We start from the raw sequence: 16,537 nt of genomic DNA, 5'->3' as shown, positions 1-16,537 counted from the left end.
ATGCGTTATGTTATTTTTCGATAGCAATCAATTCTACTTCAAAAATTAAAGCAGAATAGGGTTTAATGGCTGCTCCACCACCGCGGATTCCATAAGCAAGTTCTTGAGGAATGTAAAGTTTCCATTTAGAACCTACAGTCATCATTTGCAAAGCTTCTACCCAACCTGGTATTACACCCGTAACTGGAAAAGAAATTGGCTCACCACGATCCACAGAAGAATCAAACACGGTGCCATCAATCAGAGTTCCATGATAATGGGTTTTTACTTTGTCGGCGGAAGTAGGTTTAGGACCATCTCCAGCCTTAATGATTTCGTATTGTAAACCACTTGGGGTTACTAACACTCCTGCTTTCTTTTTGTTTTCAGCTAAAAACTTTTCCCCAGCTTCTTTATTAGGCAAATATTGTTTGGCTCCTTCTGCCATTTGTCTTTCTTGATTACGCATCATGAAATTATTGACTACTTTTTGGCATTCTTGTTCGCTGAGGCTTAAAGTGCTACCTTGTGTAGCTGCGGCAAAACCTTTGGCTACGGTTTCAGGATTTAAGACCACATTTTGTGATTTGAAATTTTGAGCAACTAAAACTCCTACAGCATAGGAAACAGAATCCAAGGTACTAGCAAAATGAGCGCCAGAATGGTTAGCTGATTTCACTTTAGGAGCTGCAGCAGCAGGTTTAGCAGCTACTTTCGCTTTGGTAGCAGGTTTTGTCTGAGCAAAAGTGGAAAATGATAGAACTGTTAGCGTAAGAATTGTTGTTAATCGTGTCAATGGAAATTTCATAGAATTTATTAATATAGTCAAACAAAGGCTCTAAGATACAGAAAAATGGCTCTATCTCAATTATTTTAACGCCATTTAACGGAACGGATAATGACCTAACGGTAAGTATCTAAAAAAAGTCTTATGAATTCATACATTTTTTGCAATAGTTATGGGAATATTGAAATTTCATAACTAATTTTGCACCCGAAAATTTAGTTCAAAATAAGTATTTAACATCCCAGAAAACTCCATTTTAACATGGCATCAGTAAGACCAGACGAAGTTTCAGCCATCCTTAGGGAGCAATTATCTCAGGCTAAGACCCAAGCAGAATTAGAAGAAGTAGGTACCGTACTCCAAGTGGGTGATGGTGTGGCTCGTATTTACGGGTTATCCAATGTACAAGCAGGTGAGTTGATCGTTTTTGAAAACGGACTTAAAGCATTGGCATTGAACCTAGAAGAAGACAATGTGGGAGCCGTATTATTAGGCGAATCCACTTTGGTAAAAGAGGGTGATACCGTAAAGAGAACCAAGTTAATTGCTTCGGTTAAAGTGGGTGATGGTATTTTAGGTCGTGTAGTAAACACATTAGGTGAGCCTATCGACGGTAATGGTCCTATCACTGGAGATTTATACGAAATGCCATTGGAGCGTAAAGCCCCAGGGGTAATTTTCCGTCAACCTGTAACAGAACCTCTTCAAACAGGTATCAAAGCGATTGATGCCATGATCCCAGTAGGACGTGGTCAACGTGAGTTAGTTATTGGTGACCGTCAAACAGGTAAAACAGCTGTTTGTATCGATACGATTATTAATCAAAAAGAATTTTACGATAAAGGTGAGCCAGTTTTCTGTATCTATGTAGCCATCGGTCAGAAAGCTTCTACCATCAAACAAGTAGAGCAAACATTGCGTAAAGCAGGTGCTATGGAGTATACGGTAATCGTTTCGGCGAGTGCTGCTGATCCAGCTCCAATGCAATTCTACGCTCCATTTACTGGTGCAGCAATTGGTGAATTCTTCCGTGATACAGGTCGTGCTGCTTTGGTTGTTTATGATGACCTTTCTAAGCAAGCCGTAGCTTATCGTGAAGTGTCCCTATTACTTCGTCGCCCACCAGGACGTGAAGCATATCCAGGTGACGTATTCTACCTTCACTCTCGTTTATTGGAGCGTGCAGCTAAAGTGAATGCTTCGGATGCCATTGCTCAGTCAATGAATGACTTACCAGATTCTATCAAGCACTTGGTAAAAGGTGGTGGTAGCTTAACAGCTCTTCCAATCATTGAAACACAAGCAGGTGACGTTTCTGCTTATATCCCTACCAACGTAATTTCGATTACAGATGGTCAGATCTTCTTGGAGTCTAACTTGTTCAACGCAGGTATTCGTCCAGCGATCAACGTAGGTATCTCGGTATCACGTGTAGGTGGTAATGCACAGATTAAGTCAATGAAGAAAGTTGCTGGTACCTTAAAATTAGATCAAGCTCAATTCCGTGAATTGGAAGCATTCGCTAAGTTTGGTTCTGATTTGGATGCTTCTACTAAATTAACGATTGACCGTGGTCGTCGTAACTTAGAGATGTTGAAACAACCTCAATTCTCTCCACAACGTGTAGAAGATCAAGTAGCTATGATTTACTTGGCTACTACAGGTAACTTGGATAAAGTACCAGTAGAGAAAGTACGTGAATTTGAAAAAGATTTCATCCAAGTATTACGTGCCACTGAAAAAGCAACATTAGATGCTTTAGGAGCAGGTAAATTTGATGATACCTTGACAGCTACACTGAAGCGTGTAGGAAATGAAGTAGCAGCTAAATACGCAGTTTAAAAAATTAGAATCGTATGGCTTCCTTAAAAGAAGTAAGAAATAGAATCGTTTCAGTTAATTCGACGCAACAAATCACCAAAGCCATGAAAATGGTTTCGGCAGCGAAGTTGCGTCGTGCCACTGATGCCATTGTCCAAATGCGCCCTTATTCTAAGAAGTTATCAGAAATGATTGCGACAGTATCAGGACGTACGGATGCAGGAAAAGAGAATCCATTCACAGAAGTACGTGATATTAAAAACGTATTGATCTTGGTGGTAACTTCTGACCGTGGTCTATGTGGTGCTTTTAATGCGAACATTGGTAAAGCAACCATCGCTTTAATTCAGCAAAAATATGCGACTTTGCACCAAGCAGGTCAAGTAACTGTAATGCCATTGGGTAAAAAAGGTGGTGAATATTTAGGTCGTAGAGGCTATAAGCTAAACGCTGAGCACCAAGATATTTACACCAAATTGAATTTTGGCAATGCGCGTTTGATTGGAGAAGAAGTATTGAATGGATTTGCGGAGAAACAATATGACGTGGTAGAAATCGTTTTCAACGAATTCAAAAACGTAGCCACTCAAATCATTCGTACCGAACAATTATTGCCTTTGCAAGAAAGCAATACAGGTGATGTAAAACCTTCTGCTGTGGATTACATTTTCGAACCATCAGAAGCGGAAATCATCAACGAGTTGATTCCAAAATCCATCAAATTGTCCATCTTCCGTGCTTTATTAGAGTCCAATGCTTCTGAGCATGGAGCTCGTATGACGGCCATGGATAAGGCTACGGACAATGCCGGTGAATTGATTAAAGCTTTGAAATTAGAGTATAACCGTTCACGCCAAGCCGCTATTACCAACGAGATCCTAGAGATCGTAGGTGGTGCAGAGGCTTTATCTGCTTAGATTTATGAAAAAGTTACTATTGTTTTTGGTATTGACTACATTAGGAATGAATGCGAATGCGCAATCGTTCAAAGTCCCTACTCCTAGTCCTGCACAAACCATCAAACAAGAGTTTTCTTTATCATCCGTAGAGATCACCTATTCTCGTCCTGCCCTTCGTGGCCGTAAGATTTTTGGTGATATCGTTCCTTTCGGAAAATTATGGAGAGCGGGTGCCAATGCTCCTACCAAAGTCACTTTTGGTGAAGATGTAAAAATTATGGGCAAAAGCCTGAAGGCTGGTTCTTATCAATTGATGATTAATCCTTCTGAGAAATCTTGGGAGATAATCTTCAACAAAGGAACAGACGGCGTTTTCAATTATCACCCAGAGGAAAATGTATTGACTGCTACTGTTCCTACAGCTACCTTACAGTACCCTGTGGAATCTTTGGCATATCAATTTGAACTAGTTGCAGCCAATAAGATGTTCATACAGATATCTTGGGAAAAGACCTTTGTCTCTATTCCGGTAGAAACAGAGATTGATGCTAAGATTGCTGCTTCCATTGAGCAAGTGATGAGTGCTGATACTAAACCTTATTTTGAATCTGCTTCCTATTATTTTGAAACAGGACGTGATTTAAACAAGGCTTTAGAATGGGCAACGAAAGCTACCTCTTCGAATCCAACTGCTTTTTGGGTATTCCATTTAAAAGCGAAGATTCAAGCTAAATTGGGAGATAAAGCGGGTGCCAAAGCAACGGCTTTGAAATCCATTGAATTGGCGAAAGCTGCAAAAAATGATGATTATGTAGCACTTAATGAGAAATTAATTAAGGGCTTATAAAATAGAATTGCTTAATTTGAAAAAGCCTTTCTTTACGGGAAGGCTTTTTTTAGCTTATATATGGGAGAAGAAAAGGGATATAGTACTGATAAAGAGCAAGAAACCGCCGTCTTGGTGGCTGTGACTACTCAAAAACAAAATGCACAGCAAACGGCCGAGTACTTGGCCGAGCTAGCTTTTTTGGCCTCTACCTCAGGGGTATTGACCTTGCAAAGTTTTACTCAAAAACTAGCCAAGCCTGATAACCGTACTTATGTGGGTAAAGGAAAATTGGATGATGTAATTCGCTATGTGATTGACAAAGATGTGGATATGATCATCTTTGACGATGATTTGTCGCCCTCTCAAGTAAGAAACATTGAATATGAGATCTCATTATGTGGTAAGGAGATGAAAGTCTTAGACCGCAGTTTGTTGATTTTGAACATATTTGCACAAAGAGCTAAAACAGTACAAGCCAAAACCCAAGTGGAATTGGCTCAGTACCAATACATGCTACCTCGTTTGACCCGCATGTGGTCTCACCTTTCCAAGCAACGTGGTGGTGTGGGTATGCGTGGTCCAGGTGAAAAGGAATTGGAAACTGACCGTCGTATTGCCAATGACCGCATTGCCTTTTTGAAAGAGAAGTTAGAAGCCATAGATCGACAAACATTCACCCAGCGGAAGAACCGCGATCGCATGGTGCGTGTGTCATTGGTGGGTTATACCAACGTGGGGAAATCTACTTTGATGCAAAAATTGGCTAAGGCTGAAGTCTTTGCTGAAAATAAGTTATTTGCAACGGTAGACTCAACGGTACGTAAGGTAAGCTGGGAAGGCATTCCATTTCTTTTGACCGACACCGTAGGTTTTATTCGTAAACTCCCTACCCTGCTGATTGAATCCTTTAAATCTACTTTGGATGAGGTAAGAGAAGCGGATATACTCTTACACGTCGTTGACATTTCCCATCCAAATTTTGAGGAACAAATAGAAATCGTTCAAGGAATTTTGAATGAAATGGGTGCGGGTGATAAGCCAACCATCCTAGTATTTAATAAAATTGACTTATTCCCAGTGGAAGACGTGTTCTTTGAAGGGGCAGCCTTGAATGAGGATGGAGAACCAGAATTGAGCAAAATGGATCGAGTAACCCAATTCTTGAAACAGACCCACTGGCAAACCAATCAACCTAAAACTGTCTTTATTTCGGCTGAGCAAAAGAGTAATTTGAACGAATTGCGTGAAACCGTCATGAACCTAATCAAAGATAAGCACTACCAAATCTTCCCGAACTGGCTAAGCGGCAATCACTTGATGGGACATAGTGATGAGTATGTACCAGAGTAGGCTGTGGGAATGAAGAATGTAGAATGTAGAATTTATAAGTAATTCTAATTTGTGAATTGATTGGAACAGTAAAAAATTAAACAGACAAAAATTTTTAGTCTTAAATTATCTACATTTTTCACACTTCATTCTTAATTCTACATTCTTCATTCTTCATTACAACACCTTCCCCCTCAACCTCAAGGAATTCGAAATCACTGATACCGAGCTGAAGCTCATGGCAAGGGCGGCGAGCATCGGAGATAATAAAGTACCAAAGAATGGGTAAAGGACTCCTGCGGCAATGGGAATACCCAGTACATTGTAACCCAGAGCAAAGAATAAGTTTTCTTTGATGTTTCGAATGACCATCTGGCTAAGCTTTCTAGCTTTGGCTATATCCCGTAAATCTCCCTTAATTAACGTTATTTCGGCACTTTCTATGGCTACGTCGGTGCCTGTACCCATGGCAATGCCAATATCCGCTTGAGATAAAGCTGGTGCATCGTTGATGCCATCACCTGCCATCGCTACCTTTTTGCCTTCTGCCTGTAAACGTACTATTTCATCCAATTTAGACTGTGGCAGCATCTGCGCTTTCCAAGCATCTAGACCTAATTTCTTACCGACTAAATCCGCCGTTTCTTGGTTGTCGCCCGTTAGCATAATCACTTGTAATCCTTCTGCCTGCAATTCTTGGATAGCTTGCTGACTCGATTCTTTGATCTTATCACTAATTACCAAGGCTACTTGAGCCTCTTTTTCATCCGCAAAATAGGAAATCGTTTTGCCTTGTTTTTGCTCCGCTATCACTTGTTTAAATAAATCCACGGGAATATTGATAGCTCGCTCTTCCATCAGTTTTTGGTTTCCAATGGCAAACGTTTTACCCTCTATTTGCCCCAAAACACCTTTGCCTAATATAGTTTCAAATTGATTTACTTTGACAGAATTAATACCTAAACTCTTGGCAAAAACCACACTGGCTTTAGCCAAAGGATGCTCACTCAAGCTATTCAAAGAAAGGATTTTTTGCCAAACATCCTTCTCGATAATCTCCTCCGAACTGACCAACATTTTCTCCAAAGAAGGTTTACCTTCCGTCACAGTACCTGTCTTGTCGATAATCACCACATTCACCTCTGCCAATTTCTCCAAAGCCTCAGCATTCTTAATCAAAATACCGTTCTGAGCCCCTTTCCCCACTCCGACCATCACCGACATCGGTGTGGCTAGACCCAGCGCACAAGGACAAGCGATAATCAACACAGCAATGGCATTCACGAATGCAAATGTGTAGGCATTTTCGTTGGCCAACATGGCCCAAGCAATAAAAGTAAGTAGCGAAGAAAGTACCACCGCAGGCACAAAATAGGAAGAAATCGTATCCGCCATTTTTTGGATGGGCGCTTTGGAACTACTTGCTTGATGTACTAAATCAATGATTTGTGCCAATAAGGTCTCCGCTCCCACTTTATCAGTTTGCATGATAAAACTGGTATTCCCATTGATCGAACCCGCCCGCACAACATCTCCCACTTGCTTGTCGACCGGTATTGGCTCTCCCGAAATCATGGACTCATCGATGGAGGCATGACCTTCCTGAATGTGCCCGTCGACCGGAATCTTCTCCCCTGGTTTTACTCGAATCAAATCCTGTTTTTGTATTTGGTCAATTGGCACGATCATTTCCTTGCCATCACGTAATAGAGTCGCCTCGTTTGGCACTAATTTCAATAATTCCCGAATGGCGGCATTGGTCTTTCCATGGGCTCGAGCTTCGAGGACTTGTCCCAACAGCACCAAGGTTAAAATCACGGTAGCAGCTTCAAAATACACATAGACTGTTCCGTGGTGTGAATGGAATTGATGAGGAAAAATGGATGGAAAAAAGAGGGCAATCACTGAAAAAAGCCAAGCCGCTCCAGCTCCGATACCAATGAGTGTGAACATGTTAAAATGCCGACTTATTAAGGATTGCCATGCGCGTTCAAAGAACATCCAAGTGGCATAAAATACGACTGGAATGGATAAAACCAATTCAACCCAATTCCAGGTGGTCATGGTAGCCCATTGAAATAATGGATTCCCAGGAATCATGTCTGTCATGGAAATGATGAAAATAGGCAAAGTAAATGCTATGGCAATTTTCAGTTTGAAGAGCAGCTTGTTATAAGTACTATTTTCATTCTCTGAGCTTCCTGCTTGAGCCACCAGGTCCATGCCACAAACCGGGCAAGAACCAGGTTTATCGTAGGTTTTATCTCCTTCACAATGCATGGGGCAATAATACAATGCCCCTTGAATGGCGACAGGTTTAGGTTTGGACAACATAGGCTGAGGACTTTGCCCGATATGATAATTGCCCCCACTAGCTTGCAGGGCTTTTTCAAAGACCTCGGTCGGAATATGGTGTTCCATTTGGATGGTCGCTTCTGCTTTTTCTAGATCGACAGTAGCGATGGCACCTTCAACTGAATTCAGTGCTTTTTCAACGTGGCTCCGGCAACCTTGGCAACTCATTCCGGATATGGGGTAGGTATGTTTCATTTAAATGAAGAATGTAGAATGAAGAATGTAGAAATAATCATAAAATACTAAAACAAAATTCAGGTACTAAGCATTCAAATATAAGCAAGAATTTTGCGGTAAAATGATAAATCAAAAAAAGCTCCGTTCCCATCTTTCGTAGGATTAACCTTTCAATGTAAAATGTAGATAGTATGTAGAATTTTGCATATTTAATCCCGTCGTTCAGCCCTGCGAAATGTGATGAACGCAGCGGTAGACGAGGTTTTGACCTTGCGCATAAGCGATGCGCGTCCGCGTCAAAAGTATAGGCGATAGCGGAGAGAATCACGATTCTGCGTAGCAGAATTCGCCTTGGCGGAACGACAAAAAACAAGTTTTTTTGTTTCTTTTTTTTCAAAAAAAGATAATCCGCAATAATCTATGCTTAATCAAGTTAATCTTCTACAGCTTTAATCACTCACTACTTTAAGATCATTACTTTGGTATTTCTTTTAAAAAAAAAAGAAACAAAAAAACAGGATGGTTTCGGTTAATCCAATACGAATTCCGCTTTGCGGAACCGATGTTCACTCCGCATACGGCTTTAATCTTTGACGTTTACACTCAGGCCCACGCACTGGGTCAAATATCCGCCTTCCGCTTCGCTCATGCTACGTTCCCATCTTTCGTAGGATTAACCGTTAATTGTAGAATGGAAAATGTAGAATGTAGTATTGAATTACCCCCATTTATAAATTATAACCTATAATTTATCATTTCATTGTGGCCCCAGCGGGAATCGAGTCGAACGCGACCCCGGCACATCAAACGTTTAGAAAATAAACCTGATTAGATGGAAGTATGGTACTAATACCCCATTTATAAATTATAACCTATAATTTATCATTTCTGTGTGGCCCCAGCGGGAATCGAGTCGAACGCGACCCCGGCACATCAAACGTTTAGAAAATAAACCTGATTAGATGGAAGTATGGTACTAATACCCCATTTATAAATTATAACCTATAATTTATCATTTCTGTGTGGCCCCAGCGGGAATCGAGTCGAACGCGACCCCGGCACATCAAACGTTTAGGAAAGAGAATTGATTAAAATGAGGAATTGGACTCAAACCCCATTGATAAATTATAACCTATAATTTATCATTTCATTGTGGCCCCAGCGGGAATCGAGTCGAACGCGACCCCGGCACATCTAACGTTTAGGAAAGAAAATTGATTAAAATGAGGAATTGGACTCAAACCCCATTGATAAATTATAACCTATAATTTATCATTTCATTGTGGCCCCAGCGGGAATCGAACCCACATCTAACGTTTAGGAAACGTCTATTCTATCCGTTGAACTATGGCGCCAAATAGGCTTGCAAATTAATCAATTTAGAACAAAAATCTTGATAATATTTGATTGGAAACCTATTTATCTTGAAACAATAATTCGTACTTTACTACTCCAAAAACCCAACACAATAAAAAAATCTCTGGATGAAAAAATCATTTCTTTTAGGAATAAGCTTTCTTTTATTTCTTTCATTTGGCCTTATGGCACAAGAGTCAGTGGAACGTTGGAACCGCGTGGAATTATCCTATCAATCTGCATTTAATGGAAACGGATATCAAGATGTAGAATTTAAAGCCATATTTGTTCATGCCGATACCACAATCACTATTTCAGGTTTTTATGATGGAAATCAAACCTTCAAGCTTAGATTCATGCCTACTCGATTGGGAATATGGAAATATACAACTCAGAGTAATATAGCTGGACTAGCCAAAAAAACTGGCACTGTGGAATGCATTGCCCCTTCTTCTGAAAATCATGGTATGGTGCGTACAAATGGTTCGGTTCATTTTACTTATGCAGATGGTAAAACCTATTATCCATTTGGAACAACAGCCTATGCCTGGAATCACATGGGTGCTGAATTGCAACAATTGACCTTGAATTCCCTTAAAAAATCAGGTTTTAATAAAATCAGAATGTGTGTGTTTCCCAAAAATTATGATTTGGTTAAAGAAGAACCTCGACTTTATCCTTTTGTCCTAAAAGAATCCAAAATAAATGCTCAAGGAAATGAAGTAAAAATATGGGATTACAATCAATTTAATCCAGCCTTTTTCCAGCAATTGGAAAAACAAATCGATGCTTTACAAAGCTTGGGCATAGAAGCTGATTTGATACTTTTTCATCCATACGACAAAGGAAGATGGGGATTTGATGCCATGCCTAGAGAAGTCAACATTCGTTATATTCAGTATCTCTTGGCCCGAATCTCTTCTTTTAGAAATGTGTGGTGGTCGATGGCAAATGAGTGGGATTATGTAAAATCAAAAACGATTGCGGATTGGGATGAATTAACTAAAACAGTGGTCAAATCTGACCCTTACCGTCATTTATGTTCCATCCATGGTGCTACAGCTACGTATTATGAGTATTGGAAACCGGAATTTACCCACATCAGTGTACAGGATGAATCGCCTGTACAAAGTCCCAATTCAGCAGCGATGCTGCGCAATGTTTACCATAAACCTGTCGTCTTAGATGAAGTCGGCTATGAAGGCAATCTCAAATCACGCTGGGGTCGCTACAGTTCAGAAACCATGACGCATTTGATTTGGAATGGAGTCATGGGTGGTACATATGTTACACATGGAGAATCCTTTATGTTCAAAGACCACCGAGATACCATATTTTGGGCTAAAGGAGGAATATTTAGAGGAGAAAGCTGGAAGAGAGTCCGCTTTTTGAGACAAATCCTGGAGGAAGGACCAGGGCCATTAAGCTTATCGGATGTATCTCGCGATAACCAGACCTCCTCCGGAGGAAAGGGTAATTATTTGATCTATTTTGGTAAACAAATTCAAGAATATTGGATGTTTAATTTACCCATCAATAATGGAGTCTTTGGCAAATTGACTGCTGGAACTCGTTTTCGAGTAGATATCATTGATACTTATGGAATGACAATTCAAACATTGCCCGAGATCTTTGAAACAGGTAAAGAAAGTGATTACCGTTTTTTTGATAAAGATCATCAAAAAATCAGATTACCAGAAAAGCCTTATTTAGCACTAAGAATAAGGGAAATTCGATAAAGAAAATACAATTGCTTACTTATTAAGAAAGGATTAATATTCATAAGCAAGGACTATATTTTAGCCAAAAAAAGATAAATTAGTTTCTTAATCTAAACCTCAATGTCAAAAAAAGAACAGCTATCCCTTAGCAGAAGAAATTTCATTCAGCAAGTTTCTTTTGCCTCTATATTTCTACTTTCTGGACAAGTCAAAGCTTTAAGTCCTAGCGAAGTTGAGACCTTTCGCAAGAAAGTAAAATTGCGATTTATTGTAGCTTCAGACATTCATTATGGACAGCCCAATACGCCATTTGAAGAAATGTTGGACAAGGCCATTGCGCAGATTAACCAGTTTCACTCAGAAAATCCGTTGGATTTTTGTGTTATGAATGGGGATATCGTCCATGATGATAAGACTTGGATGCCAAAGGCAAAGGTCAAAATTGATGGTTTAAAAATGCCCTATTATGTTACACGAGGTAACCATGATTTAGTAAGTCCTGAATACTGGAAAGACATTTGGGGAACACCATTGAATCATCAGGTGGCACATAAAAAGGTCGGAATATTATTAGGAGACACATCCAATGAGCAAGGCAAATACCTCTGCCCCGATTTAACTTGGCTGAAAGAGCAATTAGACGCCCATAAAAAGTACAAGCAAGTCTTGTTGTTTTTGCATATCCCGCAAGCCAAATGGACCAAACATGGCATAGATCATCCTGAATTTTTTGATTTGTTGAAAAACTATCCCAATGTAAAAGCTGCCTTTCATGGACATGAGCATGATCAAGACGGAGTAAAAATGATGAACAATACGCCATTTTTATTTGATTCCCACATTGGAGGTAATTGGGGTACTCCCTATAAAGGTTACCGTGTAGGAGAAATATTGAATGATGGCACTTTAATCACTTATATGATGAATCCTGAAGTAAAAATGGAAGAATTATCTTTCTAAACGCCAGGATTAAACCGTGTATTCCCGCGCGAAATTGGTGAAACTCCTAACGCTGTCAAGGTTCAAAACCTTGCCAGCGTTGCGGAAGCAGGTTTAATCAGCCGTTTAACGAATGAGATTTTATATAAATTGTCCAAGAAATTGATAATCCATTTGAAATCAAAAGGGAGCTGAAGCTCCCTTTTGATTTACCTTATTTCAGGTTTAATCGATTGACATATAAAAAGGATTGAATGGAGGGCTTCACTCCTGCAAAGTCCACGACATAATAATAAACCCCATCAGGAACAAGCTGAGATGAGTTCGATTGACCACTCACAAAATTCAATTCTCCTCCCCAATCATTTTTATAGTTGTCCGATTCAAAAATGATCGAACCAGCTCGATTAAAGACTGAAATGTGATGTTTGGGAAAACTTAATAATCCAGGAATAATCAATTTATCGTTTTTACCATCTCCATTAGGAGAAATCCCCTGAGGGGCAAAGGGCTCACAAACATCCTTATCCTGCATATTACTGATGCCGTCATTGTCGCAATCTGCCAAACCTCCATAATTCACATCCAATTCTAGTAGATCACTGATTCCATCTCCATCATTGTCCAAATCACGGTAATCTGGAATTCCATTTTTGTCGGTATCTATGGGATTATTACCATCTAGTCCTAATTCTGTGGCATCTAATATCCCATTATTGTCGGAATCCACATCTTGATAATCAAATATGCCATCTCGGTCAGAATCCATAGGTTTAGTCGGATCAGAACCTACTTCTACCTTATCCGGAATCAAATCATTATCGGAATCCGTATCCCGATAATCGGGTAATGCATCTCTGTCGGTATTTACAGGTCGATTAAAATCAGCACCCGCTTCCAATCGGTCCGCCATAGAATCATTATCTGAATCGATGTCTATATAATCAGCAAATCCATCCTTATCCGTATCCAAGGGCTTGGAAAGGTCATTCCCGGCTTCTAATTTGTCCAATAAACCGTCATTATCTGAATCCAAATCGCGATAATTAGCCACGCCATCTTGATCGGTATCTAATGGAATGCTACTATTGGTTCCCACTTCTAATGAATCCAATAATCCATCATTATCGGAGTCAGAATCAATATAATCTGGCTTAGCATCAAGGTCGGTATCCCTTGGTTTTGCCGAATCTGAACCTGCCTCTATTTTATCTAAAATACTATCATTATCTGAATCTATATCCATGAAGTCAGCTATAATATCTCCATCAGAATCAATCGGTTTATTGGGATTTTGACCCGCTTCTATTAAATCTAAAATTCCGTCATTGTCAGAATCCGTATCACGAAAATCCCATTTGCCATCTCCATCTGTATCCTGTGGTTTTGTTAGATCAGCTCCCATTTCAATTTGATCTGGAATAGCATCTGCATCCGAATCAGTATCCACGTAATCTCGTTGACCATCTGCATCCGTATCAACAGGAATGCTAGGGTCTGTACCTGCTTCCAATTTATCAGCAATACTGTCATTATCTGAATCAATATCTAAATGATCAAAAATTCCATCATTATCAGAATCCAATGGTTTTAGCGTATTGGCCCCCACTTCTATTTTATCTAATATGGTATCATTGTCGGAGTCAGTATCTCTAAAATCCAAAATACCATCCGAATCTGAATCCAAAGGATTATTCACCTCTTTTCCTGCCTCCGCAGAATCCAATAATCCATCTCCATCACTATCAACATCTTGATAATCTACTAATCCATCCCCATCTGAATCCAGGGGTTTTGCAGGATTAGACCCCACCTCAATTTTATCAGGGATCAAATCATTATCTGAATCAGCATCCTCAAAATCAGCTTTACCGTCTTTGTCTGAATCAACAGGCTTAGTACAAAAAACAGCTTCTATGCTATCCCCTATTCCATCGTTATCTGAATCCAAATCCCGAAAATTGGCAAGTTCATCACCATCCAAATCATCTCCCAATTCCACAGCATCGGGAAGGCAATCATTATCAGAATCTAAATCCAAAAAATCGGAACTACCGTCTTTATCTGTATCTATGACAAGCACATATTGACCTCGATCGTCCCAACCATCATTCCAATCATCTTTCAAAGTTGTACAGGTGGCACATTTATTTTTTCCTTCCCAGGCATCTGGAATTCCATCTCCGTCTGAATCTGCATCTAGATAATTACTAACTCCATCTCCATCATTATCCACATTTCTTTCATCTTGATCTCCCAACCAATCCCCATCCGAATCTAAATCGCGGTAATTGGGAAATGCATCTTTGTCGGGGTCTGAACTGCCCTCAAGCTTATCTGAAATCCCATCATTATCTGAATCTGTATCAACATAATCCTTTGTCCCATCTCGGTCTGTATCAGGTAATGGCAATACTTTCCCGCTCAAAATGGTTTCCAATACATCAGCTAATCCATTGGCATTAACATCAGCAAAAACTCCATTCATATCAATTTTCCCATCATAATTCTGATCTACAGTTCCTCGAGCATTATCACTAGCCTCCCAAGCATCCATCAAGCCATCGCCATCGGAATCAAGGTCAATGTAATTGGGGGTTCCATCTCCATCCGTATCCTGAATCCCTTCTGTGGCATCCGGTATTCCATCATTATCTGAATCCAAATCTAAATAGTTGGCTTGTCGATCCCCATCCGAATCCATATTTCTTTCTAAGGAATCATTGATTCCATCATTATCTGAATCAGTATCACGAGAATTCATCCGTCCATCCCCATCAAAATCTGCACAAGTGCCTAATAACGAAGATGTTCCGAAACATTCCATGGAATTTGGTATCCCATCACTATCATCATCTGCAAATGCAGTTTCTATAATCTGACTAGTACCCGTAGGTCCTGTATTGGCTCTAAAAGTAAATGTACCCGAACCTTCTGCACCTAAGTAAATCATCCCTAGGGTTGTCAAATTAGCTATTCCATTTACAAAATCGGATGCAGAGTTTAGTTTATTTCCACCTGAAAGTCCCGTAATACTACCCGATAAGGTCGTTGAAACAGTTACATTATTAGTAGCTGCATTAAATGAGGTAACCGTATTGTTATACAGATCCTGTGCTGTTACGGTATTTACACCCGCCAAATTTCGTTCGCTTTGTTGAGGATTTTGAATGACTACCTCGAATTTATTTAAAACGGCTGGATTAACCGTTACTGTCAAATTACTTGATCCAGAAGAAGAAAGTGTTCCATCACTTACTGAAATAGTAGGATTTTCTACTTTAAACAAGGTCATAGTGCTAGTTACAAAACCAGCAGAGAACGTTAAATTGGTATTTGTTCCAAAGTTGGTAGTAGATATACGTGGAATATTTCCACTTGTCGACGTATTTGCTCCTGAAAAGAGCAAAGATTTGATACCTGTATATTCATAAGAAGTATTACCATAGGTATCTAATGCTGTTATGGTAACGGCAGAACTAGTTCCAGCTACTCTCGTGGTTCCACCTGTTATTGCTAATCGAACGGCATTTCCTCCTCGAATGTTTGCAGAAATAGGAGAGATAATTGTTAAATCAGCATTTCGAATCAAAATGTTACCTGAAGCGTTGGTAGTTCCTGAATACTTAATTCCAATGGCTTGCAAATTGGCCACTCCATTGACAAAATCACTTGCACGATTTAACACATTCCCTCCATAACCTAAGGTAAATGTACCTGCAGCATAACTACTATTCCCTATGACCGTTAAAGGTGTAATGGCTGAATTAAAATTAGTAATGACATTGGCATAACTATCTTGAGCCGTTACGGTATAGGTCCCAGTAAAATTTCTATCAACAATTTGCTCTGGGCTTGATAAAACCTGATCAAATCTACCTAAGGCTCCAAAGCCAACTACAATGCTTAATCCATCTGCCCCAGAGGAAGACAAGGTTCCGTCTGAAACTTGAATAAGAGCTGTTTCGGCACGAAACAAATCCAAAGTTGCCGTGGCAACTCCATTAGTAAATGTAATACTAGAACTGGTTCCAAACGCAACAGAATTAACCTTTGGTGTATTCCCTAAAATAGAACTATTGGCTCCCGAAAATATTAAATCATGAAATCCAACATAGGAGTTATCAGTAATCCCTAAGCCATCCACAGCAGTAATGGTGATGGTTTGGGATACACCTGCGGTTTGAGTTGCCGATCCAGTAATTTTAAATTTAACGGCGACACCAATTTCAGCTGAGGCTTGACTTTCATTTGGGAGCATAAGTAACCCAAAGCAAATCAAAACTATCACAAAAAATGATTGAAATTGATCAAAGTGGAAAATTCCAGCAGAGAATCTCTCCTG

Annotated in this window: 9 protein-coding genes and 1 tRNA gene; 6 read left to right on the top strand and 4 right to left on the bottom strand. The window is 39.8% G+C overall.

Annotated features, from left to right (window positions below):
* Positions 1 to 10: 10 nt before the first annotated feature.
* Complete coding sequence (locus G9H60_RS11870; protein WP_223144273.1) at positions 11 to 787, bottom strand: FKBP-type peptidyl-prolyl cis-trans isomerase; 777 nt, start codon at positions 785 to 787, stop codon at positions 11 to 13.
* A gap of 240 nt (positions 788 to 1,027) precedes the next feature.
* Here G9H60_RS11870 and atpA point away from each other — a divergent pair, with 240 nt between their 5' ends.
* Genes atpA through hflX form a run of 4 tightly spaced genes read left to right on the top strand, consistent with a single transcriptional unit; the run spans position 1,028 to position 5,665 of the window.
* Positions 1,028 to 2,608, top strand: coding sequence for a F0F1 ATP synthase subunit alpha (gene atpA, locus G9H60_RS11865; RefSeq protein ID WP_109323374.1), 1,581 nt, complete (start codon positions 1,028 to 1,030; stop codon positions 2,606 to 2,608).
* Between the two features lie 14 nt (positions 2,609 to 2,622).
* Complete coding sequence (atpG, locus tag G9H60_RS11860) at positions 2,623 to 3,504, top strand: ATP synthase F1 subunit gamma (RefSeq protein WP_223144272.1); 882 nt, start codon at positions 2,623 to 2,625, stop codon at positions 3,502 to 3,504.
* Positions 3,505 to 3,508: 4 nt separating this feature from the next.
* Positions 3,509 to 4,333 carry a DUF2911 domain-containing protein gene (locus G9H60_RS11855; RefSeq protein ID WP_223144271.1) on the top strand — a complete coding sequence of 275 codons (825 nt, stop codon included), beginning with the start codon at positions 3,509 to 3,511 and terminating at the stop codon, positions 4,331 to 4,333.
* A gap of 60 nt (positions 4,334 to 4,393) precedes the next feature.
* Entirely contained in the window at positions 4,394 to 5,665 is a 1,272-nt protein-coding gene (hflX, locus tag G9H60_RS11850; protein ID WP_130925596.1) for a GTPase HflX, read from the top strand.
* Positions 5,666 to 5,821: 156 nt separating this feature from the next.
* Here hflX and G9H60_RS11845 read toward each other — a convergent pair whose 3' ends face one another.
* Positions 5,822 to 8,194 (bottom strand): heavy metal translocating P-type ATPase, encoded by a 2,373-nt coding sequence (locus tag G9H60_RS11845; RefSeq protein WP_223144270.1) that lies wholly within the window; start codon positions 8,192 to 8,194, stop codon positions 5,822 to 5,824.
* A gap of 1,265 nt (positions 8,195 to 9,459) precedes the next feature.
* Positions 9,460 to 9,531 (bottom strand) — tRNA-Arg (locus G9H60_RS11840).
* Positions 9,532 to 9,660: 129 nt separating this feature from the next.
* Between G9H60_RS11840 and G9H60_RS11835 the strand changes: the two genes are divergently transcribed.
* Complete coding sequence (locus G9H60_RS11835; protein ID WP_223144269.1) at positions 9,661 to 11,271, top strand: DUF5060 domain-containing protein; 1,611 nt, start codon at positions 9,661 to 9,663, stop codon at positions 11,269 to 11,271.
* Between the two features lie 102 nt (positions 11,272 to 11,373).
* A complete protein-coding gene (locus tag G9H60_RS11830) occupies positions 11,374 to 12,213 on the top strand; it encodes a metallophosphoesterase family protein (protein WP_223144268.1) in 840 nt (279 codons plus the stop codon).
* Positions 12,214 to 12,406: 193 nt separating this feature from the next.
* Here the strand turns inward: G9H60_RS11830 and G9H60_RS11825 are convergent, their stop codons facing one another.
* On the bottom strand, positions 12,407 to 16,453 hold the full coding sequence (locus G9H60_RS11825) for a T9SS type B sorting domain-containing protein (protein WP_223144267.1): 4,047 nt from the start codon (positions 16,451 to 16,453) through the stop codon (positions 12,407 to 12,409).
* Positions 16,454 to 16,537 lie beyond the last annotated feature (84 nt).

Origin of the sequence: Aquirufa aurantiipilula, from assembly GCF_019923745.1 — a bacterium.
Classification (GTDB): domain Bacteria; phylum Bacteroidota; class Bacteroidia; order Cytophagales; family Spirosomataceae; genus Aquirufa; species Aquirufa aurantiipilula.
This window is presented reverse-complemented; position numbering and strand designations above follow the sequence as displayed.

What these genes read in the sequence shown, in the direction of transcription:
- G9H60_RS11870 (WP_223144273.1), bottom strand. Translation starts at nt 787, where the DNA reads ATGAAATTTCCATTGACACGATTAACAACAATTCTTACGCTAACAGTT.
- atpA (WP_109323374.1), top strand. Translation starts at nt 1,028, where the DNA reads ATGGCATCAGTAAGACCAGACGAAGTTTCAGCCATCCTTAGGGAGCAA.
- atpG (WP_223144272.1), top strand. Translation starts at nt 2,623, where the DNA reads ATGGCTTCCTTAAAAGAAGTAAGAAATAGAATCGTTTCAGTTAATTCG.
- G9H60_RS11855 (WP_223144271.1), top strand. Translation starts at nt 3,509, where the DNA reads ATGAAAAAGTTACTATTGTTTTTGGTATTGACTACATTAGGAATGAAT.
- hflX (WP_130925596.1), top strand. Translation starts at nt 4,394, where the DNA reads ATGGGAGAAGAAAAGGGATATAGTACTGATAAAGAGCAAGAAACCGCC.
- G9H60_RS11845 (WP_223144270.1), bottom strand. Translation starts at nt 8,194, where the DNA reads ATGAAACATACCTACCCCATATCCGGAATGAGTTGCCAAGGTTGCCGG.
- G9H60_RS11835 (WP_223144269.1), top strand. Translation starts at nt 9,661, where the DNA reads ATGAAAAAATCATTTCTTTTAGGAATAAGCTTTCTTTTATTTCTTTCA.
- G9H60_RS11830 (WP_223144268.1), top strand. Translation starts at nt 11,374, where the DNA reads ATGTCAAAAAAAGAACAGCTATCCCTTAGCAGAAGAAATTTCATTCAG.
- G9H60_RS11825 (WP_223144267.1), bottom strand. Translation starts at nt 16,453, where the DNA reads ATGCTCCCAAATGAAAGTCAAGCCTCAGCTGAAATTGGTGTCGCCGTT.